We start from the raw sequence: 25,043 nt of genomic DNA, 5'->3' as shown, positions 1-25,043 counted from the left end.
GGGAATAAACAGATTACGGTTGCAGGGCGTTTCCGACGCGTTTGTCTTTCAGGAACACCACCATCAGTCCAACCCATAGCACGCCGTTGGCGAGGTTAAACAGGCTGAACAGTCCGTTGCCGCCCATCGCGTAAGCATGCTTGCTTACTTCGATACCGATGGTAAAAATTAGCATCTGCAACATTCCCATTGCCGCGGACACCGTACCTTTACTCATCTCGCTGGCAAACAGCGTCAGGCGTACCAGCCCGGCATTCGCCACACCAATCCCGAACGCATAAATGCTTAACCCTGCGGTCATCCACAGATACGCATGTGATGACACCACGGTCGCGACCGCCGCGACAATCAGCCCCACCGCAATCGGCCAGCCGCCCATAATAATCAGCGAACGCACGGTGCGGCGTGACGTCAGACGTGCCAGCACCAGGTTGCCGATAATCAACGCGCCGAAAATCGGCACCTGCAGCAGGCCATACTCGTAGCTGCTGAGCTTTTCACCGCTGATGATAATGACCGGAGACTGCGCAATCCACGCCAGCAGCGGCAGGCTAACGAACCCAGTCGCCAGTGCCCCCGCAACAAAGCGGCCATTCCTGAGCACTTCTTTGTAATCCCGGCCCAGCTCTTTGAGCGAAAGTTTCTCGCCGATGCGGGTGGCCGTTTCCGGCATCGCACGGTGCAGACCAAAGAACGCGATGGCGGCGAAAACAGCAAAGAGCACAAACATCCCTTCCCATGGCGCAACGTGCACCCACGCGGCACCCACCAGCGGGCCGAGCAACGGGGCGATCAGCGCCACATTCGCCATCAGAGCGGTGATCTTGATACACACCGCCTCTTCAAACGACTCCTGAATGGCGGCATACCCCACGGCACCGATAAAGCACAGGCTCACCCCCTGCAGGAAGCGCAGCAGGGTAAATTGTTCAATATTTTGCGCCAGCAGCGTGGCAAGACAGGTGACGATAAACCACACCACGCCGGTCAGCATCACCGGACGGCGGCCAATACGATCCGACAGCGGGCCTAACAGCCACTGTAAAAACATGCCGCCGGCCAGATAGGCGGTCATGGAGGTCGGCACCCACTCAATTCCCGCGTTGTACTGTTCCACAACGGCCAGCATACCGGGCTGGATCATATCGTTGCCGATATAGGTAGAGAATTCGTAGAGCACCAGACACAGAGGAAAAAGCAACGCCTGACGACCCAGACGCGCTCCAGAAGAAGAACGGTTTAACATGCAATCTCTTTTTAATGACAAAATCGCGACGAGTGTAATGAAATGCCCCAGCCCGAGATAGTGATTTATCGAGGATAAACAGAAATAAGGCACATATCGTCTTCGTTTAAGGTTTCCTTAAGTTGACAGATTTATGATAGCCCCATTATTCGTCAACGACCCCAGATTATGGCACTCACTTCCAGCCGTTCAGAATTATCTAACTTACAGACAAATAAGACAAAACAACTTTACCGCTTACCGGCCCGCTTTTATGGTTACCAGCTTCTGGTCCTGATAGCCCTTGCCGTGCTGTTTACGTGGTTATCCCGCGATGAAACGCTCGACAAATGGGTGACCGGCTTTTGGTACGACGCGGCGACACAGAGTTTCCCGCTGCAGAAAGACCATCTGCTGGATCTGCTGAACCACCGCATGGCGAAGTATATCGCCATCGCCTTAGGTGCCGTGGCGCTGTTTTACGGCGCTTACAAGCGTAATGCAAGACTGGTTACGGCTGCGTTGTTGATGGGACTTGGCGCGCTGGTGGTTGGCGTACTGAAAAGCGTAAGCCATCACAGCTGCCCGTGGGATCTGGTGGAATATGGCGGTAAGGCTATTTCTTATCCCCTGTTCAGTTCCGTCCCTGCAGACAGCGGTCCCGGGCGTTGTTTCCCCGGTGGTCACGCGTCCAGCGGTTTTATGGTCATGGGCCTGTTTTTTGCCTTCTGGCGCGAGCGTCCACGTCTGGCATGGTCCTTTGTCTTACTTGGCGTGGTGTTAGGCCTGGTGATGGGTTATGGCCAGGTGATGCGCGGCGCACATTTCTTATCTCACAACCTGTGGGCTGGGTGGTGGGTTTGGTTTTCCCAGGTGGTGGTCTATGGCCTTATTTCCACCCGATTTGCTAAAGAGTAACGACATTATGTTAGAACAATTGAACTACGGGCTGTTTTATCTGATTAACGCTACCCCGGCATCGCCGGAGTGGATGATTGATATCGCCACCTTTTTTGCCAAAGATCTGATCAGTATCGTTCCTGTGCTGGCCGTGATCCTCTGGTTATGGGGCCCGCGCAATCAGGTCATCGCGCAGCGTCAGCTGGTTATCAAAGTCGCGATGGCCCTTGCGGTAAGCGTACTGATGAGTTTTGCACTGGGGCATCTGTTCCCGCACGATCGTCCTTTTGTTGCCCACGCTGGCTATACCTTCCTGCATCATGCACCTGATGACTCCTTCCCGAGCGACCACGGCACGGTGATTTTCACCTTTGCACTGGCATTCTTGTTCTGGCATCGCCTGTGGTCTGGTGCACTGCTGATGGTGGTGGCGGCAGCTATCGCCTGGTCGCGTGTTTACCTGGGCGTGCACTGGCCGCTGGATATGGTCGGCGGTTTCCTGGTGGGGCTGATGGGTTGCGTGAGTGCAGCTATCCTGTGGAGCCTCTTTGGTCAGGCGCTCTACCGCGGGATCTCCCACCTCTATCGTATCCTCTTTGCGATCCCGATCCGCAAAGGCTGGGTGCGTGACTAACCCTGGCTCAACAGGTTACACTTGAACCCCCGCCCTGCGGGGGTTCACTTTTTCCACGACGAGGTTCTATGGAAACACGACGCGATGACCGCATAGCTCAGCTGCTACAGGCGCTGAAGCGCAGCGATAAGCTGCATCTGAAAGAGGCTGCCACGCTGCTTGGCGTCTCCGAGATGACTATTCGTCGTGACCTGAACAGCGATAGCGCGCCCGTCGTGCTGCTGGGTGGGTATATTGTGCTGGAGCCACGCAGTGCCAGCCACTACCTGATTAGCGATCAAAAAACGCGCCTGGTTGAAGAAAAACGTAAAGCCGCACGGCTGGCGGCTTCGCTGGTACAGCCGCATCAGACGCTGTTTTTTGACTGCGGCACGACGACACCGTGGATAATCGAAGCCATCGACAGCAGTATTCCTTTCACTGCTGTGTGTTATTCGCTGAACACCTTTCTGGCGCTTCAGGAGAAACCCGAGTGTCGGGTGATCCTCTGCGGTGGTGAGTTCCACGCCAGTAACGCCATTTTTAAGCCGCTCAATCTTCAGGATACGCTCAGCAATTTGTGCCCGGATATCGCGTTTTACTCCGCAGCGGGCGTCAGTACCCGTCAGGGGGCGACCTGTTTTAACCTGGAAGAGCTGCCGGTGAAACACTGGGCATTAAGCGCCGCGCAGTATCATGTGCTGGTGGTCGATCACAGCAAGTTTGGCAAGGTGCGTTCGGCAAGAATGGGGGAGCTGGCGCAGTTTGATGCCATCGTCAGCGATTGCCGTCCGGATGATGAGATAGTCGCCCATGCGAAGGCGCAGCAGGTGAAGTTGATGTATTGAGGTTGTGCCGGGTAAGCGCAGCGCCACCCGGCAAAAAACTTAGCTAAACCAGCTGCCAAACCAGCTATGGAATTTCATTAATACAAAATCCCACATCCGGCTGAAGAAGCCGCCCTCTTCGACCGCCTCCATCACAATCAGCGGACGCTGTTCAATCGACTTGCCGTTAAGCTGGAAATCAATCGTCCCCACCACCTGGCCTTTTTTCAGCGGCGCGGTGAGCTGCGGTTCGGTCAGGGTATAACTGGCTTTCAGGTTTTTAAGCTGACCGCGCGGAATGGTCACCGAACCAGCCTCACCGGCCCCCAGATTCACTTCGTTCTTGTCACCAAACCAGACGCGCTGGCTGACGAACGTGGCATCCGGTTTAATCGGCGTCACGGTTTCAAAGAAGCGGAATCCCCAGGTCAGTAATTTTTCTGATTCGTTAAAACGGATACGGTCGGTTTTGGTCCCCAGTACCACCGAAATCAGGCGCATGTCGCCCTGCGTTGCAGAAGCCACCAGGTTGTATCCCGCCCCGGCCGTGGTACCGGTTTTCATCCCGTCCACGTTGACGTTGCTGCTCCACAGAAGGCGGTTGCGGTTCGGCTGACGAATTTTATTGAAGGTAAACTCTTTCTCTTTGTGGATAGCGTATTCATCCGGCACGTCGTGGATCAGCGCTTTACCCAACAGCGCCATATCACGGGCGGTGCTGAACTGGCCCGGCGCATCAAGACCGTGAACGGTTTTAAAGGTGGTGTTGGTCAGGCCCAGCTTTTGCGCATAGCCATTCATCAGGCCGATAAATGAATCCTGACTGCCGGCGACATAATCCGCCAGCGCGATACAGGCGTCGTTACCGGACTGGATAATCACCCCTTTATTCAAATCAGAAACGGAAACCTGATCGCCTGGTTTGAGGAACATCACTGATGAGCCCCTCAGCGCCGGGTTGCCGGTCGCCCAGGCGTCCTTCCCGATGGTAACCATATCATCAAGCTTGATCTTGCCTGCTTTTAACGCCTGGCCGACCACATAGCTGGTCATTATTTTAGTCAGACTGGCTGGATCGAGTTTCTCATCCGCATTGCCTTCCGCCAGCACTTTACCGCTGGAGTAGTCCATCAGGATCCAGGCGCGCGCGTCCACCGGCGGCGCTTCGGGCGCAGCCTGCTCAGCTGCGTAAAGAGTTGGTGCAAACAGGAAAAGGAGCGCAGAGCCTGTCGCAAGGCTGCGCAGAGAAGTCATTTTTCGCGTCATAAATGCCACCCGAGTGTCCATTCAAAAATTACGTCACATCACCGTGTCGCAAGAAGCGATGAGTAATAGCGCACTAAAACCGTTAAAGAAACCCAACGAGGGTAAAGTTATTAAAGTTTATGCAATAACATTCAGATACGCTTTGATTAAGGCGATTTTTTTGTCTTCTGTTGCGTAATTGTTAGGTTTATCTCACCATGGCAAAAAGCTGACTCGGATTCACATCTCATCGGGAGTAAATATGATTACGCTGTGGGGCAGGAACAATTCGACCAACGTTAAGAAAGTGCTCTGGACACTGGAGGAGCTTGATTTACCGTTCAATCAAATCATGGCTGGGTTATCGTTTGGTGTGAACAAAGAGGCCGACTATCTGGCCATGAACCCGAACGGCCTGGTGCCGCTGCTGCGCGATGATGAAACAGACGCAACGCTTTGGGAGTCCAACACGATTGTGCGTTACCTTGCGGCTCAGTACGGCCAGGGTCGCCTGTGGGTAGAAAATCCGGCTCGTCGTGCTCAGGGTGAAAAGTGGATGGACTGGGCGAATCAGACGCTTTCGCCAACCCATCGCGTGATCCTGATGGGACTGATCAGAACACCAGAAGCCGAACGTGATTATCCCGCCATCCATGCCGCACAGGATGCCTGTGAAAACCTGTTTGCCATGATGGATGACGAACTGGCGAAGCACAAATGGTTCTCCGGTGACGCATTTGGTACAGGCGATATCGCCGTCGCGCCGTTCGTCTGGAACCTGACCAACATGGGTCTGAAGTGGACGCCGCGCCCTCACCTCGAGCGCTGGTTAAAGCAGCTTAGCGATCGTCCGGCATACCGTAACGTTGTGATGATCCCGGTAACCTGATTACGTTCCGGACGGGCTGACTCTCAGCAGTTGCCCGTCCGTCTCATCGGTCAGGACATACAGATACCCATCCGGTCCCACCCTCACATCACGGATACGCTGCTCCCGGTCGCCCAAAATCCGCCCGTCTTCAGTCACTTTATTGCCACTCACGCTCAGCACAATAACGTCCTTTTCCTTCAGTGCGCCGATAAACAGTTTGTTTTTCCACTGTGGAAAGACGTCGCTGTTGTAGAACGCCATACCGCTCACGGCGGGCGAAACTTTCCAGACAAACAGCGGTTTTTCGGTTCCCTCAACGTGCTCACCTTTGGCTTCCGGAATTTTCAACCCGCTGTAATTAATGCCGTGCGTTGCCAGTGGCCAGCCGTAGTTTTTTCCTCTCTCCGGGATATTGATTTCATCTCCGCCGCGCGGACCATGCTCGTTAAGCCACAGCGTGTCGCTCCAGGGATTCATCGCCATCCCCTGCGGGTTACGAATGCCATAGGACCAGATTTCAGGCCGCGCGCCAGAGGTGTTCACGAACGGGTTATCCGCAGGCACTTTGCCGTCTTCGGTGAGGCGCACCACTTTGCCCTGCAGTTTATCCAGTTCCTGCGCCGTCGGTCGCTGGTTGTTCTCGCCGAGCCCAATAAAGAGATAGCCTTTACCATCGAACACCAGTCGTCCACCAAAATGGTTCCCGGTAGAGAGTTTCGGCATCTGGCGGAACACCACCTGGAAGGCTTCAATGCGCGTCAGATCGTCGCTCAATCGGCCATAGCCCACCGCAGTTCCGGCTTTGCCGTCACTCCCTGCTTCGGCGAAGCTCAGCCAGATGCGGCGCGATTTTTCAAAATCCGGGGCGAGAGCCACGTCCAGCAATCCTCCCTGACCGTTTGCCCATACCTTCGGCACGCCGACAATCGGAGCGGAAAGCCCGCTCCCGGCCTGCCAGTGTTTGAGTTGACCTCCCCTGAGGGTCACCAGCAGCCCTTTATTATCCGGCAGAAACGCCAGAGACCAGGGATGATCGAGTCTGTTTTGTAACACCTCGACGTTGACCGCGACCGGTGCAGCAAGAAGAGAAAATGAAAATAACAACGTAGGCAGGAAAATCAACGAGGATCGAGGCATAACGCGCTCCTTTAACGGCATATGGCTTAAAGGTTAGCCATAACGCCCGGGCACGTTATCACTTTTACAAAAGCTTAATCAGAAGGGGGAGTTGCCTCCCCCGGATTCAGTACTGTTCGAGCTTGTCGTGCTCGTTCAGACACATGATGCAAAGAGAGAGCGTTGTCAGGCAGTTTTCAAGCTTCTCCGCGTTAACAGCGATAAAATTCGGGCAGTCGTGGCGTCCGTTCATCAGGCACACCCCTGCAATGGAGAGCACCTCAGCGGCGCGACGGAGCGCTATCAGCTCACTTTCGCAGTATTCCGCTTTCAGGGTCGGTGCTTTTTCACGCATAAAATTACACAGTTCAAACAGATTATCACGCAGATGTTCGCTTTCGCTGACTGACATATACCCTTTTGCCTTCCTCAACTGCAGGTACGCGGCCAGGTCGATTCGGGCGTTGATCAGCTTGTTCAGCAGATCGCGTTTCAGTCTGTCAACGGACATTCTCTTTCCTCCTCTGTCAGCCATTTTGCATATTCAGAGTAAGGTTATTTTTTGTACAATTTAATGCCTCAGATCAATAAAACATAACTGATTAACATCATTTACAATGTTACAACACCAGCCAACCGCATCCACCTTGCAAAGAGTGTATAAATCCCCCGCGATACGCTGTAAAATCCCGCCCTGATAACTCCATAATTGATGAATTTTTAACCTATGAGCAATGTTACGCACCAGCCGAAAATCGGCTTTGTCTCCCTGGGCTGCCCGAAAAACCTGGTGGATTCCGAACGTATCCTGACCGAACTGCGCACCGAGGGCTATGACGTGGTGCCAAGCTACGACAACGCCGATATGGTGATCGTTAACACCTGTGGGTTTATCGACAGCGCGGTTCAGGAGTCGCTGGAAGCCATCGGTGAAGCCCTGACTGAAAACGGCAAAGTGATTGTAACCGGCTGCCTGGGCGCGAAAGAGGATCAGATCCGCGAAGTGCACCCGAAAGTGCTGGAGATCACCGGCCCGCACAGCTACGAGCAGGTGCTGGAACATGTTCATCACTACGTGCCAAAACCAAAGCACAACCCGTTCCTGAGCCTGGTGCCGGAGCAGGGTGTGAAGCTGACCCCACGCCACTACGCGTACCTGAAAATTTCTGAAGGCTGCAACCACCGCTGCACCTTCTGCATTATCCCGTCCATGCGTGGCGATCTGGTGAGCCGTCCAATTGGCGAAGTGCTGGCGGAAGCGAAACGTCTGGCCGACGCGGGCGTGAAGGAGCTGCTGGTCATATCCCAGGATACCTCGGCCTACGGCGTGGACGTTAAGCACCGCTCCGGTTTCCACAACGGCGAGCCGGTGAAAACCAGCATGGTCGGCCTGTGCGAGCAGCTGTCTAAACTAGGTATCTGGACGCGTCTGCATTACGTCTACCCTTACCCGCACGTTGACGACGTGATCCCGCTGATGGCGGAAGGCAAAATTCTGCCGTACCTGGACATCCCGCTGCAGCACGCCAGCCCGCGTATTCTGAAGCTGATGAAACGTCCAGGCTCCGTTGATCGCCAGCTGGCACGCATCAAGCAGTGGCGTGAAATCTGCCCGGAACTGACCCTGCGTTCCACCTTTATCGTCGGCTTCCCGGGTGAAACCGAAGAAGACTTCCAGATGCTGCTCGACTTCCTGAAAGAAGCGCGTCTGGACCGCGTTGGCTGCTTCAAGTACAGCCCGGTAGAAGGCGCAACCGCCAACGAGCTGGCGGACCAGGTGCCGGAAGAGGTGAAAGAAGAGCGCTGGAACCGCTTCATGCAGCTGCAGCAGCAGATCTCTGCCGAGCGTCTGCAGGAAAAAGTGGGTCGCGAGATCATGGTCATCATCGACGAAGTTGATGAAGAAGGCGCGATTGGCCGCAGCATGGCGGATGCCCCTGAAATCGACGGAGCGGTGTACCTCAACGGTGAAACCAGCGTTAAGCCGGGTGATATTATTCGCGTGAAGGTTGAAAACGCGGACGAGTATGACCTGTGGGGTAGCCGGGTTTAATCTCCCCACTCCGCTTTTGTATGCCGGGTAAGGCGTAGCCGCCGCCCGGCACATTTCACTGCACTACCCCTTAATCCTCGGATCCAGCGCGTCGCGCAGCCCGTCACCCAGCAGGTTAAACGCCAGCACGGTCAGAAAAATAGCCAGGCTCGGGAAGATCGCCACGTGCGGTGCAATCACCATATCTGCCCTCGCCTCGTTCAGCATTGCGCCCCACTCCGGCGTCGGAGGCTGCGCGCCTAATCCCAGAAACGACAGGCTGGCCGCCGAGATAATCGACACGCCAATACGCATGGTGAAATAGACCACGATGGACGACACCGTACCCGGCAGAATATGGCTGAACAGGATGGTGGCGTCGCTGGCCCCCATGCTGCGGGCCGACTCGATAAACGTCTGCTGTTTCAGCACCAGCGTGTTGCCGCGCACCAGACGGGCAAAGGCCGGAATGGAAAAGACCGCCACCGCAACGATCACGTTCGCCATGCCGCTGCCCATGATTGCAACCACCGCAATCGCCAGCAGAATACCCGGGAAGGCAAACAATACATCGCAGATACGCATGATGATGCGGTCCCACCAGCCTTCATAATACCCGGCAACGAGACCCAGCACGGTACCGATGGCCGCGCCAATCAGCACCGCGAACACCCCGGCGGCGAGCGAGATCTGCGCCCCCACCAGCACGCGACTAAAAATATCGCGCCCCAGCGAATCCACCCCAAACCAGTGCATCATGGAGGGACCGTCATTCAGCCGGTCGTAATCAAAATAATTTTCCGCATCAAACGGCGCTATCCACGGGGCAACGATCGCCAGAATGATGAGCAGTAGCACAAATAACCCCGCCGTCATGGCAACCGGCTGACGGCGAAAGCGCCGCCAGAATTCGGACCACGGCGTGCGGATATGTTCCGGTTTGAGACCCGGCATAGCGTTTAAAACAGCCTGACGTCGCCAGTTTAACAATCGCATCTTACTTATACCTGATGGCCGGGTTAATGGCGGCGTAGAGTACGTCCACCACTAAGTTGATAAGAATAAACTCCAGCGAGAAAAGCAGGACTTCCGCCTGAATCACCGGGTAGTCGCGCATCTCGACGGAATCGACCAGCAGACGCCCCAGCCCCGGCCAGTTGAAGACCTTTTCCACCACAATAGAGCCGCCCAACAGGAAGCCAAACTGTAGCCCCATCATCGTTACCACCGGGATCATCGCATTGCGAAACCCGTGCTTGAGAACGACCCACTTCTCGCTAACCCCCTTCGCCCGCGCGGTGCGGATATAATCTTCGCTAAGTACGTCAACGAACGAAGCGCGGGTAAAGCGGGCCATCACCGCCGCAACGGCAGCCCCCAGCGTCATGGAAGGCAGGATGTAATGCTTCCAGGTATCGGCGCCGACCGTCGGCAGCCAGCCCAGTTCGACGGAGAAGATCTGCATCAGCAGCATCCCCAGCGCGAACGCCGGGAAAGAGATACCGGTCACCGCCAGCGCCATACCGAGCTTATCCGGCCAGCGGTTGCGCCAGACGGCCGCGACAATTCCGGCCCCCAGCCCAAACAGCACCGCCCAGCTCATACTGGCTATCGTTAACCAGAACGTCGGCATAAAGCGGCTGGCAATCTCTTCTGATACGGGACGACGCGACACCATCGAGGTACCAAAATCCCCCTGCAAAACGTTGCAGATATAATGGAGAAACTGCATATACAAAGGTTGATCGAGCCCAAGTTGTTTTCGCACCAGCTCAATGACGGCGGCATCCGCTTCAGGCCCCGCAACCAGACGCGCCGGATCGCCCGGCAGCATATGGACAAACAAAAACACCAGCACCGCCACAATCAGCAGCGTCGGGATAAGCCCCAGCAGGCGTTTACAAACATAATTCAGCATGAGTGTTATTTTATATCCGCATCGTCAAAGCTAAAGCCGGTGTCCGGCATGATGTAGAAACCGGTCAACGCTTTGTTATGGGCTGACACCAGTTTCTCGACCACCAGCGGCACCCACGGTGACTCTTTCCAGATGATATCCTGCGCGTCTTTGTAGAGGCGGGCCTTCTCTTCCGGTTTGGTGGTTTTCAGCGCATCGGCCAGATCTTTGTCCACCTGCGGGTTACTGTAGAACGCGGTATTGAACAGGGTTGGCGGCCAGTTCTGCGAAGCAAACAACGGTGATAACGCCCAGTCGGCTTCACCGGTCGAGGCCGTCCAGCCGGTGTAGAACATCCGCACGCCGCTCTCTTTTTGCCCTTTACCTTCCACTTCAGCCGCACGCTGTCCGGCATCCATCGCGGTGACCTGCACCTTAATCCCGACCTGTGCCAGCTGCTGCTGGGTGAACTGCAGCACCTTCTGTGCGGTACTGTGATTGTGCGACGACCACAGCGTGGTGCTAAACCCGTTCGGGAAACCCGCCTCTTTCAGCAGCTCGCGCGCTTTGGCCGGATCGTACGGCCACGGCTGATAGTTTTGCGCATACGCGATAGCCGGTGGCAGCACGCCGGTCGCCGGAATGGCATAGCCGGCAAAAGCGACTTTCACCAGCGCCTGACGGTTAATGGCATAGTTGATGGCCTCCCGCACCTTCGGGTTATCGAACGGCTTTTGCGTCACGTTCATGCTGATGTAGCGCTGCATGATGGACGGGCTGGCCACCAGCTCCAGCTTGCTGTTTTTCTGCAAAATGGCGGCCTGCTCATACGGGATCGGGAAAGCAAACTGCGCCTCGCCGGTTTGCAGCATCGCCGCGCGGGTGTTGTTGTCCACCACCGGGCGCCAGGTAATGGTGTCCAGCTTCGGCAGCCCCTGCTGCCAGTATCCGGCGAATTTCTTCACCTTCACAAAATCGGTCTGGTTCCAGGTCAGCAGTTCGTAAGGGCCGGTGCCAACAGGGTGGAAGCCGATCTCCTTGCCGTATTTCTTCAGCGCGGCAGGGGAAATCATTGCCGTCGCCGGATGCGCCAGAATATTGATAAACGCGGAGAACGGCTCTTTCAGGGTGATTTTTACCGTCGTCGGGTTGACCACCTCGGTGCTGGCGATGTTTTTATACAGGTTATAGCGCTTGAGGCTATTTTCCGGATTACTGGCGCGGTCGAGGTTAACCTTTACCGCCTCCGCATTGAAATCTGTACCATCCTGGAATTTCACGCCGGTTCTGAGCGTGATGGTATACACCAGCCCGTCGTCGGACACGGTGTACCCCTCAGCCAGCACGTTTTTGAGCTTCATCTCTTTATCCAGGCCGAAGAGTCCCTGATAGAACGATTTCGCCACCGCCTGAGAGAGCGTGTCGTTGGCGTCATACGGATCCAGCGTGGTGAAATTGGAGCCGACGGCCACCACCACATCTTTGGCAGCGAACGCGGGGCTAGCGGCCAGGGCTGCCGTCACGCTCACCGCTAACACCCATCTACGCGCGACAAATTTAACCATTGTGTTCTCCTGCCTGTTGTAAGTTATAGCCGCGAAAAGGCGTTGTCCTGACGCGGGGGGGCCACAAAATGGCCCGGACCGACTTCACGCAGCGTGACTCGCTCTACGACCTCGCCGCGTTTACGAATATTGCCCGGCATTTCATCCTGCAGCAGCACGCGCTGGCCGTGACGATGCGCCGGATCGGCAACCGGTACAGCAGCGATAAGCTTGCGCGTGTACGGATGCTGTGGGTTCTCAAACACCGCCCTTCGCGGACCAATCTCCACGATTTGCCCCATCAACATAACTGCCACGCGATGGCTGATACGTTCTACCACCGCCATATCGTGAGAGATAAACAGGAAGGCGATGCCCATATCCCGCTGTAAATCGAGCAATAAATTGATGATTTGCGCGCGGATAGAGACATCCAGCGCCGAGACGGACTCATCGGCAATCACCACTTTCGGGTTTAACGCCAGCGCACGGGCAATGCAAATACGTTGCCGCTGACCGCCGGAAAACTCGTGCGGATAACGCCAGGCATGTTCCGGCTTCAGGCCGACGCGTTCCAGCAGCCAGGCCACGCGACGCTGTGCCGCGTCGCCATCGAGCAGGTTATGTACCCGCAGCGGCTCCATAATCGAGTATCCCACCGTATGGCGTGGATCGAGGGAGGCGTACGGATCCTGAAATATAAACTGGATATCCCGCCTTATCGCCTGCAGCTTACTGTCTGGCAACGTATCAATACGTTCTCCGTTAAAGGTAATGCTACCTTCCTGAGATTCCACCAGCCGGAGCAACGCGCGCCCGGTAGTGGATTTCCCACAGCCTGACTCCCCCACCAGCGCCAGCGTTTCGCCTGGCCATAAATCAAAACTGACGTTTTCCACTGCATGCACTTCGCGCTTCACGCGATTAAGAATGCCGCTGCGCAGTGGAAAACGGGTGACCAGATCGCGCACCTCCAGAATAGGCTTGCCTGGCACCACCGTGTCCTGCTCGCGTTCCTCCACTTCCGGCCCTGTTGCTTCAGGGGAAATCAACGGGAAGCGGCGCGGTAAATCACTGCCGTTCATGGCCCCAAGACGCGGGACCGCCGCCAGCAGCGCTTTGGTGTAAGGGTGAACGGGCGCGTGGAAGATTTGCTCAACCGTACCGGTTTCCACCGCATTGCCCTTGTGCATCACCAGAACGCGATCGGCAATATCGGCGACCACGCCCATATCATGGGTGATGAAAATCACCCCCATTTCCATCTCCTGTTGCAGCACCTTGATGAGCTGCAGGATCTGCGCCTGGATCGTCACGTCCAGCGCCGTGGTCGGTTCATCGGCGATCAGCACTGCCGGGCGACAGGAGAGCGCCATCGCAATCATCACCCGCTGGCGCATGCCGCCAGAAAGTTGATGCGGATAACGTGCCAGAATGGTCTGTGCCTCCGGAATGCGCACCAGCTCAAGCATCCGTCTGGCTTCTTTGAGTGCTTCATCGCCGCTCAAGCCCTGATGTAACCGGATGGATTCGGCAATCTGTTCCCCGACCGGGAAGACCGGGTTCAGGGAGGTCATCGGCTCCTGGAAGATCATCGCAATATCCGCCCCGCGCACGCCCTGCATCTGGGCGCCGCTCAGCGTGTTTAAATCAATCACCTGGCGGTTGCGACGGCGCAGGAGTATTTTCTCGCTGCTGATTTGCCCACCGGTCTGTTCCAGCAGGCGCATCAATGCCAGCGCGGTGACCGATTTTCCGGAACCGGATTCACCGACAATGGCCAGCGTTTCGCCGCGCCTGAGCGCGAACGATAAATTCTGTACTGCGGGGATGAACTGCCGCTCTTCCTGAAACGCAATATTCAGTTGATGGACAGCCAGCACTTCGCGGTTGTCCAGCTCTTCACTGTGCGGCACGTGTTGCCCCCTTATTCACGATAGATCCCGGTACTGGGTTCATCACCGGCATATCCCCATGCGCGGTACATGCCTTCGCTGTTGAACGGCAATGCCACATTGCCCTCACGATCCACCGCAATGAGCCCGCCGACGCCGCCGAGCGCAGGCAGTTTTTCCATGACTACCCGCTCGCAGGCCTCAGCCAGACTTAAACCACCGTAATCCATCAGCGCGGTGATGTCATAGGCCGCGAGCGCGCGAATAAACACTTCCCCGGTTCCGGTACACGATACGGCCGCCGTCGCGTTATTGGCATAGCAGCCGGCACCGGGCAATGGACTGTCGCCGACACGTCCCGGCAGTTTGTTGGTCATTCCACCCGTGGAGGTGGCTGCCGCGAGGTTCCCGGCTTTATCGAGTGCCACCGCGCCAACCGTGCCCATTTTGGTGGTTTCATCGAGCGGTGTAGTGTGGTCAAGCTGCGTCATGCCCGCCGAACGGGCTTCCAGAAGCTGCTGGTAACGCTCCGGCGTTGAAAACAGGTCAGGAGAAACAGATTCCATCCCATGTTCAATGGCAAATTTTTCCGCGCCTGCGCCCGTCAGCAGCACATGCGGACTCTCTTCCATGACCAGACGCGCAGCCAGCACCGGGTTCCGTAGATGGCTGACACCTGCCACGGCCCCTGCTTTCAGGGTAATACCGTCCATCACGCAGGCATCCAGTTCGTGCGTTTCATCCCGGGTAAAGACCGAACCGATCCCCGCGTTAAATAACGGGCACTCTTCCAGCAGACGAACCGCCTCGGTGACCACATCCAGCGCGCTTTCGCCCGCTGCCAGCATTTTCTGGCCTGTTTCCACAATGGCATACAGCGCGTCTATATAGCGCTTTTCCTGTTCGGGACTAAGCTGTGCACGGGTGATTGCCCCGGCGCCGCCATGAATTGCGATTACCGCATTACCCATTCGCATCACCCGTTAGCCTGATTCGCGGCTTTTTCTATAAATATCATTATCGTCGATGAAACTTCAGATGATTTTTGAATATAGAAAGACGCAACTGTGATGTAAAGCGTACACCCATCGGGTCATACAGTTAGCCGCACTTTTCTGCCATAATGAGCGCTTTCGTTGTTACTGTGCAGGAGCCCACCATGGATTTTACCGCCGGACTGATGCCGCTTGAGACGGCACTCACGCAGATGCTTGACCGAATTTCCCCGCTGCATGACGTTGAGACGCTGCCTCTCGTGCGCTGTTTTGGCCGTATTGCCGCGCGCGATATCGTATCTCCGCTTAACGTGCCGGGATTCGATAACTCCGCGATGGACGGTTACGCGGTACGCCTGGTGGATCTCCAGACGGGTAACGCCCTGCCGGTGGCAGGTAAAGCCTTTGCGGGTCAGCCGTTTAGCGGTGAATGGCCCGCGGGCACCTGCGTGCGCATCATGACTGGAGCACCCGTTCCGGCAGGCTGCGACGCGGTCGTGATGCAGGAAGAGACTGAACAGACGGACGACGGCGTGCGCTTTATCGCTGGCGTTAAAGCGGGTCAGAATATCCGCCGCACGGGCGAAGACATCACCCTCGGTGCGACCGTTTTTGCCGCCGGGCAAAAGCTGACGGTGGCGGAGCTGCCGGTGCTGGCCTCGCTCGGCATCGCGGACATCGACGTCGTTCGCAAGGTGCGCGTCGCTGTATTCTCCACCGGCGACGAGCTGCAGCTTCCGGGCCAGCCGCTGCGGGACGGCCAGATTTATGACACCAATCGTCTGGCGGTACACCTGATGCTGGAGCAGCTGGGCTGTGAAGTGATTAATCTCGGGATTATTCCAGACGATCCGGAACAACTTCGCGCGGCGTTTATCGAGGCGGATAAATCTGCCGACGTGGTCATCAGTTCCGGCGGCGTCTCCGTGGGCGAAGCGGATTACACCAAAACCATTCTTGAAGAGCTGGGCGAGATCGCCTTCTGGAAGCTGGCTATCAAGCCAGGCAAACCGTTCGCGTTTGGCAAGCTCACGCACAGCTGGTTCTGCGGCCTGCCGGGTAACCCGGTCTCTGCCGCGTTGACCTTCTACCAGCTGGTGATCCCGCTGCTGGCAAAACTTTCGGGCAACCACGCCAGCCCGCTGCCGATGCGCCAGCGCGTACGTGCCGCCACGCGCCTGAAAAAATCACCGGGTCGTCTCGATTTCCAGCGCGGTATTCTGGCGCGCAACGCGGACGGTGAACTGGAAGTGAGCACCACCGGACACCAGGGTTCGCACATCTTCAGTTCCTTCAGCCAGGGCAACTGCTTTATCGTGCTGGAGCGCGAACGTGGCAACGTGGAAGCCGGTGAATGGGTTGAGGTTGAGCGCTTTAACCACCTGTTCGGAGGCTAAGATGACGGGGGAACTGACTGACCAGGAGATGATGCGCTACAACCGCCAGATTGTGCTGCGTGGTTTTGATTTCGAGGGCCAGGAAGCGCTCAAGGCGGCCAGCGTGCTGGTCGTCGGTCTTGGCGGTCTGGGCTGCGCCGCCGCGCAGTACCTTGCCGCAGCGGGCGTGGGCAGGATGACGCTGCTGGATTTTGATACCGTGTCAGTGTCTAACCTGCAGCGCCAGACGCTGCACAGCGATGCGACAATTGGCCAGCCGAAAGTGGACTCTGCCCGCACGGCGCTGGCTCGCATCAACCCCAACGTTCAGTTCACCCTGATTAACGCGATACTGGATGACGACGCGTTGCGCGCCCAGATTGCGCAGCACGATTTAGTACTCGACTGCACCGATAACGTGGCTATCCGTAATCAGCTAAATGCAGGCTGTTTTGTCCATAAAACCCCGCTGGTGTCCGGCGCGGCGATCCGCATGGAGGGGCAAATCAGCGTCTTCACTTACGCTGAGGGAGAACCCTGCTACCGCTGCCTGAGCCGTCTGTTTGGCGAGAACGCGCTGACCTGCGTCGAAGCGGGCGTGATGGCGCCATTAGTCGGCGTGATCGGCTCATTGCAGGCGATGGAAGCGATCAAAGTGCTGACGCACTACGGCACGTCTGCAGCAGGGAAAATCGTGATGTATGACGCGATGACCTGTCAGTTTCGCGAGATGAAGCTGACGCGTAACCCGGGGTGTGAGGTTTGCGGAGGTTAAAGCAAACGGCAACCTTCAGGTTGCCGTTTTAGTGTTTGCTCCCTCTCCCTGTGGGAGAGGGTTGGGGTGAGGGCATCAGGCCGCCCCTGTCAGATAGACGTCCGCCCAAACGCCCCCTGCCAGTCCTGCTCAAACTTCACAATCGCCGCATCCACTGCCGGAGAGGTAATAAACTGCTGCGCCACGTCCAGCGGCAGAGTAATAGACTCACAGCCCGCCAGCAGGCAGTCCAGCGCCTGACGCGGGGTTTTAAAACTCGCGGCCAGCACTTTTGACTGCGGGGCATGCAGCGTCAGCAGCTGCTGCAGTTCAACCACGGTCTGGATCCCGTCCCCGCCCTGCGCGTCCACGCGGTTAACGTAAGGGGCAACATACTCTGCGCCCGCCAGCGCCGACAGCATCCCCTGTGCAGCGCCGTAGACCGCCGTACCCAGCGTCGGGATCCCTTCCGCTTTCAGCATTTTGATTGCCGCCAGCCCTTCCGCCGTTACTGGCACTTTCACGACCAGATCGTGAATAATCGCACGTAGCTTACGTGCATCCTCAACCATCCCGTCTGCGGTCGTTGCCATGACTTGTGCAAACAGACGCCCCTTCCCACCCAGTGCGTCATGTAGTTCCGGGAGCAAAACATCCAGCGGCGTTTTACCCGCAGCAACAATACTTGGGTTGGTGGTCACGCCCGCCAGCGGGAAGATACGCGCCAGCTTTTTAACTGCCGCAACGTCAGATGTGTCGAGATAAAGTTCCATGATGTCACCCTCAAAATTAGCCTGCATTTACCCTATCACAGCAAAACCTGCTCAGGAGTTGACCTGCATCAAGATAACTTTCATTCGAAAGTAATTTAATCTTCATATGCAATAAAAGAGGCGAAAACATGATCTTCAATATTCAGCGTTACTCCACCCACGATGGCCCCGGTATTCGGACCGTGGTGTTCCTGAAAGGCTGCTCGCTGGGCTGTCGCTGGTGCCAGAACCCGGAAAGCCGCTCCCGCAGCCGGGACGTGCTGTTTGATGCGCGCCTTTGCCTGGACGGCTGCGACCTATGTCAGCAGGCGGCACCGGGCTGTATCGAGCGTGCGCTGAATGGCCTGGTCATCCACCGTGAGAAGCTTGATGAAGCCACGATCAACGCCCTTACCAACTGCTGCCCGACGCAGGCACTTACCGTCTGCGGTGAAGAGAAGCAGGTGGAAGAAATTATGGCAACCGTGCTGCGCGACAAACCCTTTTATGATCGCAGCGGCGGCGGGATCACGCTTTCCGGCGGCGAGCCGTTTATGAACCCTGAGCTGGCTCAGGCTCTGTTTAAAGCTAGCCACGAACAGGGGATCCACACCGCCGTTGAAACCTGCCTTCACGTGCCGTGGCACTATATCGAGCCCTCATTACCGTATGTTGATCTGTTTCTGGCCGACCTGAAGCATGTGGATGGCGAGGTATTCAAACAGTGGACGGACGGCTCGGCCAAACGGATCCTGAACAACCTGAAACGCCTGGCCACTGCCGGGAAAAAAATCACCATTCGCGTGCCGCTGATTCAGGGCTTCAACGCCGATGAAGCTTCTATTACCGCCATTACCAACTTTGCCGCCGACGAACTCGGCGTCGACGATATTCATTTTCTGCCATACCACACGCTGGGCATGAACAAATACACCCTGCTCGGCCAACCCTATTCTGCCCCTGACAAACCGCTTGATAACCCTGCGCTACTGGTCTTCGCTCAGCAGTATGCCTGCCAGAAAGGGTTAACCGCGACCTTACGAGGATAAACCTATGACGCCCCTGAATCTCAACACCCTTAGCGAGCGCATTAAAGCGCACAAAAATGCCCTCGTACATATCGTTAAGCCGCCGGTCTGTACCGAGCGCGCCCAGCATTACACCGAAATGTACCAGCAGCATATGGACAAACCGACCCCGGTGCGCCGTGCTCTTGCGCTGGCACATCACCTGGCGGAACGTACTATCTGGATCAAACACGATGAGCTGATCATCGGTAACCAGGCAAGCGAAGTGCGCGCCGCGCCGATTTTCCCGGAATACACCGTCTCGTGGATTGAGAAAGAGATCGACGATCTGGCAGACCGCCCGGGCGCGGGCTTTGCGGTAAGCGAAGAGAACAAACGCGTGCTGCATGAAATCTGCCCATGGTGGCGCGGGCAGACAGTACAAGATCGCTGCTACGGCATGTTCACCGACGAGCAGAAAGGCCTGCTGGAAACCGGCATTATTAAGGCAGAAGGCAACATGACGTCAGGTGATGCACACCTGGCCGTTAACTTCCCGCTGGTGCTGGAGAAAGGTCTCGACGGCCTGCGCGCCAAAGTGGCCGAACGCCGCTCGCGCATCAACCTGACGGTGCTGGAAGACCTGCACGGCGATCAGTTCCTGAAGGCGATTGATATCGTGCTGGAAGCGGTAAGCCTGCACATCAAACGCTTCGCCGATCTGGCGCTCGAGATGGCCTCTACCGAGACCCGCGAAAGCCGCCGCGACGAGCTGCTGGCGATGGCAGAAAACTGTGACGTGATTGCTCACGAGCCGCCAAAAACCTTCTGGCAGGCGCTGCAGCTGTGCTACTTCATTCAGCTGATCCTGCAGATCGAGTCCAACGGCCACTCCGTCTCCTTCGCGCGTATGGATCAGTATCTCTATCCGTACTACCGTCGCGACGTGGAGCTGAACCAGAGTCTTGACCGCGAGCACGCGATCGAACTGCTCCACAGCTGCTGGCTGAAATTGCTCGAAGTGAACAAGATCCGCTCCGGCTCGCACTCTAAAGCCTCTGCCGGCAGCCCGCTTTACCAGAACGTCACTATCGGCGGCCAGAAGCTGGTGAACGGTGAGCCGATGGACGCGGTGAACCCGCTCTCCTATGCCATTCTGGAATCCTGCGGTCGTCTGCGCTCCACCCAGCCGAACCTAAGCGTGCGTTACCACGCGGGCATGAGCAACGACTTCCTCGACGCCTGCGTGCAGGTGATCCGCTGCGGCTTCGGTATGCCCGCGTTCAACAACGATGAAATCGTGATCCCGGAATTCATCAAGCTCGGCGTTGAACGAGACGATGCTTACGACTATGCGGCAATCGGCTGTATCGAAACAGCGGTGGGCGGCAAGTGGGGTTATCGCTGCACCGGCATGAGTTTCATTAACTTTGCCCGCGTGATGCTCGCCGCGCTGGAAGGCGGTCGCGATGCCACCAGCGGCAAAGTCTTCCTGCCGCAGGAGAAAGCGCTCTCTGCCGGTAATTTCGATAACTTCGACGAAGTGATGGCGGCATGGGATAGCCAGATCCGCTACTACACCCGTAAATCTATTGAGATTGAGTATGTGGTGGATACGATGCTGGAAGAAAATGTTCACGACATTCTCTGCTCGGCTCTGGTGGACGACTGCATCGAGCGCGCGAAAAGCATCAAGCAGGGCGGCGCAAAGTATGACTGGGTTTCCGGCCTGCAGGTGGGGATCGCCAACCTCGGCAACAGCCTGGCGGCGGTGAAGAAGCTGGTCTTCGAGCAAGGAACAATTGGTCAGCAGCAGCTTGCCGCTGCCCTGGCAGATGATTTCGACGGGCTGACCCACGAGCAGCTGCGCCAGCGCCTGATCAACGGTGCGCCGAAGTACGGCAACGACGATGACAGCGTGGATATGCTGCTTACCCGCGCCTACGAAACCTATATCGAAGAGCTGAAGCAGTACCACAACCCGCGCTATGGTCGCGGCCCGATTGGCGGTAACTACTACGCGGGTACCTCGTCCATCTCCGCAAACGTGCCGTTTGGTGCAGCAACGATGGCGACCCCGGACGGACGTAAGGCGCACACTCCGCTGGCGGAAGGGGCAAGCCCGGCCTCCGGTACGGACCACCTTGGCCCGACTGCGGTGATCGGCTCCGTGGGTAAACTGCCGACGGAAGCGATTCTCGGTGGTGTACTGTTAAACCAGAAGCTGAACCCGTCGACGCTGGAAAACGACAGCGATCGCCAGAAGCTAATGGTGCTGCTGCGCACCTTCTTTGAGGTGCATAAAGGCTGGCATATTCAGTACAACATCGTCTCGCGCGAAACGCTGCTGGAAGCGAAGAAACATCCTGACCAGTATCGTGACCTGGTGGTACGCGTGGCGGGCTACTCGGCGTTCTTCACCGCCCTGTCGCCGGATGCGCAGGACGATATTATTGCGCGTACTGAACATACGCTGTAACGGTGCATCCTCTAAGGGGAAATGCGCAGGCTGATGCCCTCACCCCGCCCTCTCCCACGGGGAGAGGGAGAAAACACTAAAAACGGCAGCCCTGGTTGCCGTTTTGCTTTTACTTTCGAATGAAATTAAATTTGTGCTCTCCGTCACCTTGTTATTAGAATGTTTCAAACGCAGTGATCCAGGAGCGCAATGTATGACCGTAAAAGTTATCGTCACCGATATGGACGGAACTTTCCTTAATGATGCCAAGCAGTACGATCGTGACCGCTTCCAGGCGCAGTTTGAACAGCTTAAAGCCCGTGATATTGAATTCGTTGTCGCCAGCGGCAACCAGTATTACCAGCTCATCTCCTTCTTTCCGGAGCTGAAAGATCGGATATCCTTCGTGGCCGAAAACGGTGCACTGGTGTTCGACCACGGCGAGCAGATTTTCCACGGCGAGCTGACGCGTCATGAATCGCAAATCGTGATTGGCGAACTGCTGAAAGACAAAGGGCTGAACTTTGTGGCCTGCGGGCTGGAGAGTGCTTACGTTAGCGACAAAGCTCCGGACGCGTTCGTGGCGCTAATGTCAAAGCACTATCACCGTTTAAAACGCATCAGTGACTACCACGAAATCGACGACGTGCTGTTTAAGTTCTCCCTGAACCTGCCGGACAGCGATATCCCGAATCTTATCGACAAACTGCATGTGTCGCTGGATGGCATTATGAAGCCCGTCACCAGCGGCTTTGGTTTTGTCGATTTGATTATCCCCGGCCTGCACAAGGCCAACGGCATTAGCCGTCTGCTGAAGCGCTGGAAGATCTCCCCGCAGGAGTGCGTGGCTATTGGCGACAGCGGCAACGATGCCGAGATGCTGAAGCTGGTGAAATATTCCTTTGCGATGGGCAACGCGGCAGAAAGCATCAAAGAGATCAGCCGCTACAGCACCGACGATAACAATCATCAGGGTGCGCTGAATGTCATTCAGGCAGTGCTCGACGACCATTCTCCTTTCGACGCGTAATCCTCTCCTTGCCGGGGCTTTGCTCCGGCTTTTCCCTTCTTTTCCATCCTGTGGCACACGTCAAGTTTTTAAACTTGCATTAACTTATTTTTAACTTAAAGTATCACTTGTAGATATTTTTACTTTCGAATGAAAGATGCGAGGCGATTATGACGTTTACCAGTGAAATTTTGCCAGCAGATCACAAAGCAGCAATTCGCCAGATGAAGCGTGAATTACGCGCCCAGATTGGCGACGTTCAGGCAGTATTCAACAAGCTCAGCGATAAAATCGCCACTCGCGTGGCGGAAATCAACGCGCTGAAGAACAAAGGCGAAACCGTCTGGCCGGTGATCCCATTTGCCGATGTAAAAAACGGCACGATTGGTGCGGAACAGCGTGAAGCCGTTAAACGTCGTGGCTGTGCGGTCATCAAGAATCACTTCCCGCGCGAGCAGGCGCTGGCGTGGGATCAGTCGATGCTCGACTACCTCGATTTGAACAAGTTTGACGAGGTATATAAAGGACCAGGCGATAACTTCTTCGGCACCTTGACGGCTTCTCGCCCGGAAATTTACCCGATCTACTGGTCGCAGGCACAAATGCAGGCGCGCCAGAGCGAAAAGATGGCGCAGGTGCAGTCGTTCCTGAACCGTTTATGGACATTCGAGAGCAACGGCAAACAGTGGTTCGACCCGGACGTGAGTGTGATTTACCCGGACCGCATCCGCCGCCGCCCGCCGGGAACCACCTCGAAAGGACTGGGCGCGCATACTGACTCCGGCGCGCTGGAGCGCTGGCTGTTACCGGCCTATCAGCAGGTGTTTGCCCGAGTCTTCGACGGCAACGTCGATAAATACGATCCTTGGAACGCCGCGCACCGTACCGAAGTGGAAGAGTACACAGTCGATAACACCACCAAATGTTCGGTGTTCCGTACCTTCCAGGGCTGGACGGCGCTGTCGGACATGATTCCGGGTCAGGGGTTGCTGCACGTTGTGCCGATCCCGGAAGCGATGGCTTATATTCTGCTGCGTCCGCTGCTGGATGACGTGCCGGAAGATGAGCTGTGCGGCGTGGCTCCGGGGCGCGTGCTGCCGGTTTCCGAGAAATGGCACCCGCTGCTGATCGAGGCGCTGACCAGCATCCCGGCACTCGAAGCGGGCGATTCCGTATGGTGGCACTGCGATGTTATCCACTCCGTCGCACCGGTGGAAAACCAGCAGGGCTGGGGCAACGTGATGTACATTCCTGCCGCACCGATGTGCGAGAAAAACCTCGCCTATGCGAAGAAGGTCAAGGAAGCGCTGGAAACCGGCGCGTCACCGGGCGATTTCCCGCGTGAAGATTATGAAAAAAGCTGGCAGGACCGCTTTACCGTGAACGATCTCAACATCCACGGCAAGCGCGCGCTGGGCATGGTTTAACTGTCGTATAGCCCTTCCCGCTCAACGGCGGTGCGTCGTTTCCCCTGACGTATCCGCCGTACCGATTCCCGCACGGTCAGCGTGCCGTTGAGCAGCAATGTTCCTACAGGCGCGTCCGGTCGCATCAGCCGCTGCTGAAGCATATGTACCGCTTCCGTTCCCAGTTCATCACGCGGAACATGCACGGCCGTCAGAGGCACATCCTGAATCGCCGCCAGATTAAACCCGTCGATACTCATCACCGACACGTCCTGCGGCACGCGAAGACCGTGGTTTTGCAGCGCGCTGATGGTGCCCGCCGCCATAAAGTCGCCCCCCACCAAAAACGCGGTAGGTAAATCCTTCCCCTGCATGTCGTCGAGCCAGCTGCTGACCAGCTGTTCCGTTTCGCGTGCACTGAAGCTGGGTACCACCAGCAGATCATGTTTATCGCTGAACTTCAGGTTATGGGACAGCCACGCATCGCGGATCCCCGACAGACGCTGCTCCATAGTGTAGCGTCGCAGACACAGCACGTTCATCACCTCACGGTGTCCCATCTCGAACAGATATTCCGCCGCCCGCTCGCCAATGGCGCGATGATCCGGCGCGACGGCTGGCAGACGCATATGGCGGTCACGACAGTTAATCAGCATGCAGGGTTTACCCACATCCACCGCCAGATCGTGGATATGCGGATCGTCAATGCCGAGCAGAATGGCTGCCTGGGTATCCGGTTCGTTCATGCGTGCCAGAAAAAGTTGCGCGTCGCTGTCGTTCTCTTCCAGCGCGCAGTAGCGTAACCGCACTTCATGGGATGCCAGCCCTTTACCTACACTCTGGATCACACGGTAGTAAAAGATGTCGGACCGCTCGTCAAACGCCCTCTGGGGGGCAAAAACCACCAGGCTGTTAAGCAGCAGACGCCCTGCCGCCATGCCGTCCATTACCCCCAGCTCGCGCGCGCACGCCAGCACCTTTGTACGCGCTTTTTCGCTGGTATTCGCTTTTCCCGCCAGCACACGCGATACGGTGCTGATTGAGAGCTGCGTTCGGGCGGCGATTTCGGTGATTTTTAGCCTTTTGTCCATTTTGTGATCTGGCTCCATTTGCGAAATGAA

The 25,043-nt window shown here is 56.6% G+C and carries 22 protein-coding genes; 11 read left to right on the top strand and 11 right to left on the bottom strand.

What is annotated here, in order from left to right:
- Positions 1–13: 13 nt before the first annotated feature.
- Entirely contained in the window at positions 14–1,246 is a 1,233-nt protein-coding gene (locus LCD46_06695; protein UOY72001.1) for an MFS transporter, read from the bottom strand.
- Between the two features lie 168 nt (positions 1,247–1,414).
- Between LCD46_06695 and LCD46_06690 the strand changes: the two genes are divergently transcribed.
- The 3 genes from LCD46_06690 (at position 1,415) to deoR (ending at position 3,586) form a co-directional block, all read left to right on the top strand.
- The gene (locus LCD46_06690; protein ID UOY72000.1) at positions 1,415–2,143 is read left to right on the top strand and encodes a phosphatase PAP2 family protein; all 729 of its coding nucleotides are present in this window, start codon (positions 1,415–1,417) and stop codon (positions 2,141–2,143) included.
- A 7-nt stretch (positions 2,144–2,150) separates the two neighbouring features.
- Positions 2,151–2,759: an undecaprenyl-diphosphate phosphatase gene (gene ybjG / locus LCD46_06685; protein UOY71999.1), complete on the top strand. Its 609-nt coding sequence runs from the start codon at positions 2,151–2,153 to the stop codon at positions 2,757–2,759.
- Between the two features lie 68 nt (positions 2,760–2,827).
- Positions 2,828–3,586, top strand: a complete 759-nt coding sequence (gene deoR, locus LCD46_06680; GenBank protein ID UOY71998.1) for a DNA-binding transcriptional repressor DeoR — start codon at positions 2,828–2,830, stop codon at positions 3,584–3,586.
- A 39-nt stretch (positions 3,587–3,625) separates the two neighbouring features.
- Here the strand turns inward: deoR and dacC are convergent, their stop codons facing one another.
- On the bottom strand, positions 3,626–4,831 hold the full coding sequence (gene dacC, locus LCD46_06675) for a serine-type D-Ala-D-Ala carboxypeptidase (GenBank protein UOY71997.1): 1,206 nt from the start codon (positions 4,829–4,831) through the stop codon (positions 3,626–3,628).
- Positions 4,832–5,072: 241 nt separating this feature from the next.
- Between dacC and LCD46_06670 the strand changes: the two genes are divergently transcribed.
- Positions 5,073–5,699: a glutathione S-transferase family protein gene (locus LCD46_06670; protein ID UOY71996.1), complete on the top strand. Its 627-nt coding sequence runs from the start codon at positions 5,073–5,075 to the stop codon at positions 5,697–5,699.
- Here the strand turns inward: LCD46_06670 and LCD46_06665 are convergent, their stop codons facing one another.
- Both LCD46_06665 and bssR read right to left on the bottom strand, forming a co-directional pair.
- A complete protein-coding gene (locus LCD46_06665; protein UOY71995.1) occupies positions 5,700–6,818 on the bottom strand; it encodes a PQQ-dependent sugar dehydrogenase in 1,119 nt (372 codons plus the stop codon).
- Positions 6,819–6,924: 106 nt separating this feature from the next.
- Positions 6,925–7,308 carry a biofilm formation regulator BssR gene (bssR, locus tag LCD46_06660; protein UOY71994.1) on the bottom strand — a complete coding sequence of 128 codons (384 nt, stop codon included), beginning with the start codon at positions 7,306–7,308 and terminating at the stop codon, positions 6,925–6,927.
- A gap of 216 nt (positions 7,309–7,524) precedes the next feature.
- On the opposite strand from bssR, the gene rimO reads away from it, so the two are divergent.
- Entirely contained in the window at positions 7,525–8,850 is a 1,326-nt protein-coding gene (gene rimO / locus LCD46_06655) for a 30S ribosomal protein S12 methylthiotransferase RimO (GenBank protein UOY71993.1), read from the top strand.
- A gap of 63 nt (positions 8,851–8,913) precedes the next feature.
- Here the strand turns inward: rimO and gsiD are convergent, their stop codons facing one another.
- The 5 genes from gsiD to iaaA are packed head-to-tail and all read right to left on the bottom strand — an operon-like array spanning position 8,914 to position 15,136.
- Complete coding sequence (gsiD, locus tag LCD46_06650) at positions 8,914–9,825, bottom strand: glutathione ABC transporter permease GsiD (GenBank protein UOY71992.1); 912 nt, start codon at positions 9,823–9,825, stop codon at positions 8,914–8,916.
- A gap of 1 nt (position 9,826) precedes the next feature.
- The gene (gene gsiC, locus LCD46_06645; protein UOY71991.1) at positions 9,827–10,747 is read right to left on the bottom strand and encodes a glutathione ABC transporter permease GsiC; all 921 of its coding nucleotides are present in this window, start codon (positions 10,745–10,747) and stop codon (positions 9,827–9,829) included.
- Between the two features lie 5 nt (positions 10,748–10,752).
- Positions 10,753–12,291, bottom strand: coding sequence for a glutathione ABC transporter substrate-binding protein GsiB (gene gsiB, locus LCD46_06640; GenBank protein ID UOY71990.1), 1,539 nt, complete (start codon positions 12,289–12,291; stop codon positions 10,753–10,755).
- Positions 12,292–12,314: 23 nt separating this feature from the next.
- The gene (gsiA, locus tag LCD46_06635) at positions 12,315–14,186 is read right to left on the bottom strand and encodes a glutathione ABC transporter ATP-binding protein GsiA (protein ID UOY71989.1); all 1,872 of its coding nucleotides are present in this window, start codon (positions 14,184–14,186) and stop codon (positions 12,315–12,317) included.
- An 11-nt stretch (positions 14,187–14,197) separates the two neighbouring features.
- The gene (gene iaaA / locus LCD46_06630) at positions 14,198–15,136 is read right to left on the bottom strand and encodes a beta-aspartyl-peptidase (protein ID UOY71988.1); all 939 of its coding nucleotides are present in this window, start codon (positions 15,134–15,136) and stop codon (positions 14,198–14,200) included.
- A gap of 188 nt (positions 15,137–15,324) precedes the next feature.
- On the opposite strand from iaaA, the gene moeA reads away from it, so the two are divergent.
- Both moeA and moeB read left to right on the top strand, forming a co-directional pair.
- Complete coding sequence (gene moeA / locus LCD46_06625; protein UOY71987.1) at positions 15,325–16,557, top strand: molybdopterin molybdotransferase MoeA; 1,233 nt, start codon at positions 15,325–15,327, stop codon at positions 16,555–16,557.
- Between the two features lies 1 nt (position 16,558).
- Positions 16,559–17,311: a molybdopterin-synthase adenylyltransferase MoeB gene (gene moeB / locus LCD46_06620; GenBank protein UOY71986.1), complete on the top strand. Its 753-nt coding sequence runs from the start codon at positions 16,559–16,561 to the stop codon at positions 17,309–17,311.
- A gap of 89 nt (positions 17,312–17,400) precedes the next feature.
- Here the strand turns inward: moeB and fsa are convergent, their stop codons facing one another.
- Positions 17,401–18,063, bottom strand: a complete 663-nt coding sequence (gene fsa / locus LCD46_06615) for a fructose-6-phosphate aldolase (GenBank protein ID UOY71985.1) — start codon at positions 18,061–18,063, stop codon at positions 17,401–17,403.
- 128 nt (positions 18,064–18,191) lie between these two features.
- Here fsa and LCD46_06610 point away from each other — a divergent pair, with 128 nt between their 5' ends.
- The 4 genes from LCD46_06610 (at position 18,192) to LCD46_06595 (ending at position 23,943) form a co-directional block, all read left to right on the top strand.
- Positions 18,192–19,091, top strand: a complete 900-nt coding sequence (locus LCD46_06610) for a glycyl-radical enzyme activating protein (GenBank protein UOY71984.1) — start codon at positions 18,192–18,194, stop codon at positions 19,089–19,091.
- A 4-nt stretch (positions 19,092–19,095) separates the two neighbouring features.
- Positions 19,096–21,528: a formate C-acetyltransferase/glycerol dehydratase family glycyl radical enzyme gene (locus LCD46_06605; protein UOY71983.1), complete on the top strand. Its 2,433-nt coding sequence runs from the start codon at positions 19,096–19,098 to the stop codon at positions 21,526–21,528.
- A gap of 193 nt (positions 21,529–21,721) precedes the next feature.
- A complete protein-coding gene (locus tag LCD46_06600) occupies positions 21,722–22,537 on the top strand; it encodes a Cof-type HAD-IIB family hydrolase (GenBank protein ID UOY71982.1) in 816 nt (271 codons plus the stop codon).
- Positions 22,538–22,686: 149 nt separating this feature from the next.
- Positions 22,687–23,943 carry a DUF1479 domain-containing protein gene (locus tag LCD46_06595; GenBank protein ID UOY71981.1) on the top strand — a complete coding sequence of 419 codons (1,257 nt, stop codon included), beginning with the start codon at positions 22,687–22,689 and terminating at the stop codon, positions 23,941–23,943.
- On the opposite strand, the gene LCD46_06590 is transcribed toward LCD46_06595, so the two are convergent.
- A complete protein-coding gene (locus LCD46_06590; protein ID UOY71980.1) occupies positions 23,940–25,013 on the bottom strand; it encodes a LacI family transcriptional regulator in 1,074 nt (357 codons plus the stop codon). The genes LCD46_06595 and LCD46_06590 overlap by 4 nt on opposite strands.
- Between the last annotated feature and the right edge of the window lie 30 nt (positions 25,014–25,043).

Origin of the sequence: Enterobacter ludwigii, assembly GCA_023023105.1 — a bacterium.
GTDB classification, from domain to species: Bacteria; Pseudomonadota; Gammaproteobacteria; order Enterobacterales; family Enterobacteriaceae; genus Enterobacter; species Enterobacter adelaidei.
This window is presented reverse-complemented; position numbering and strand designations above follow the sequence as displayed.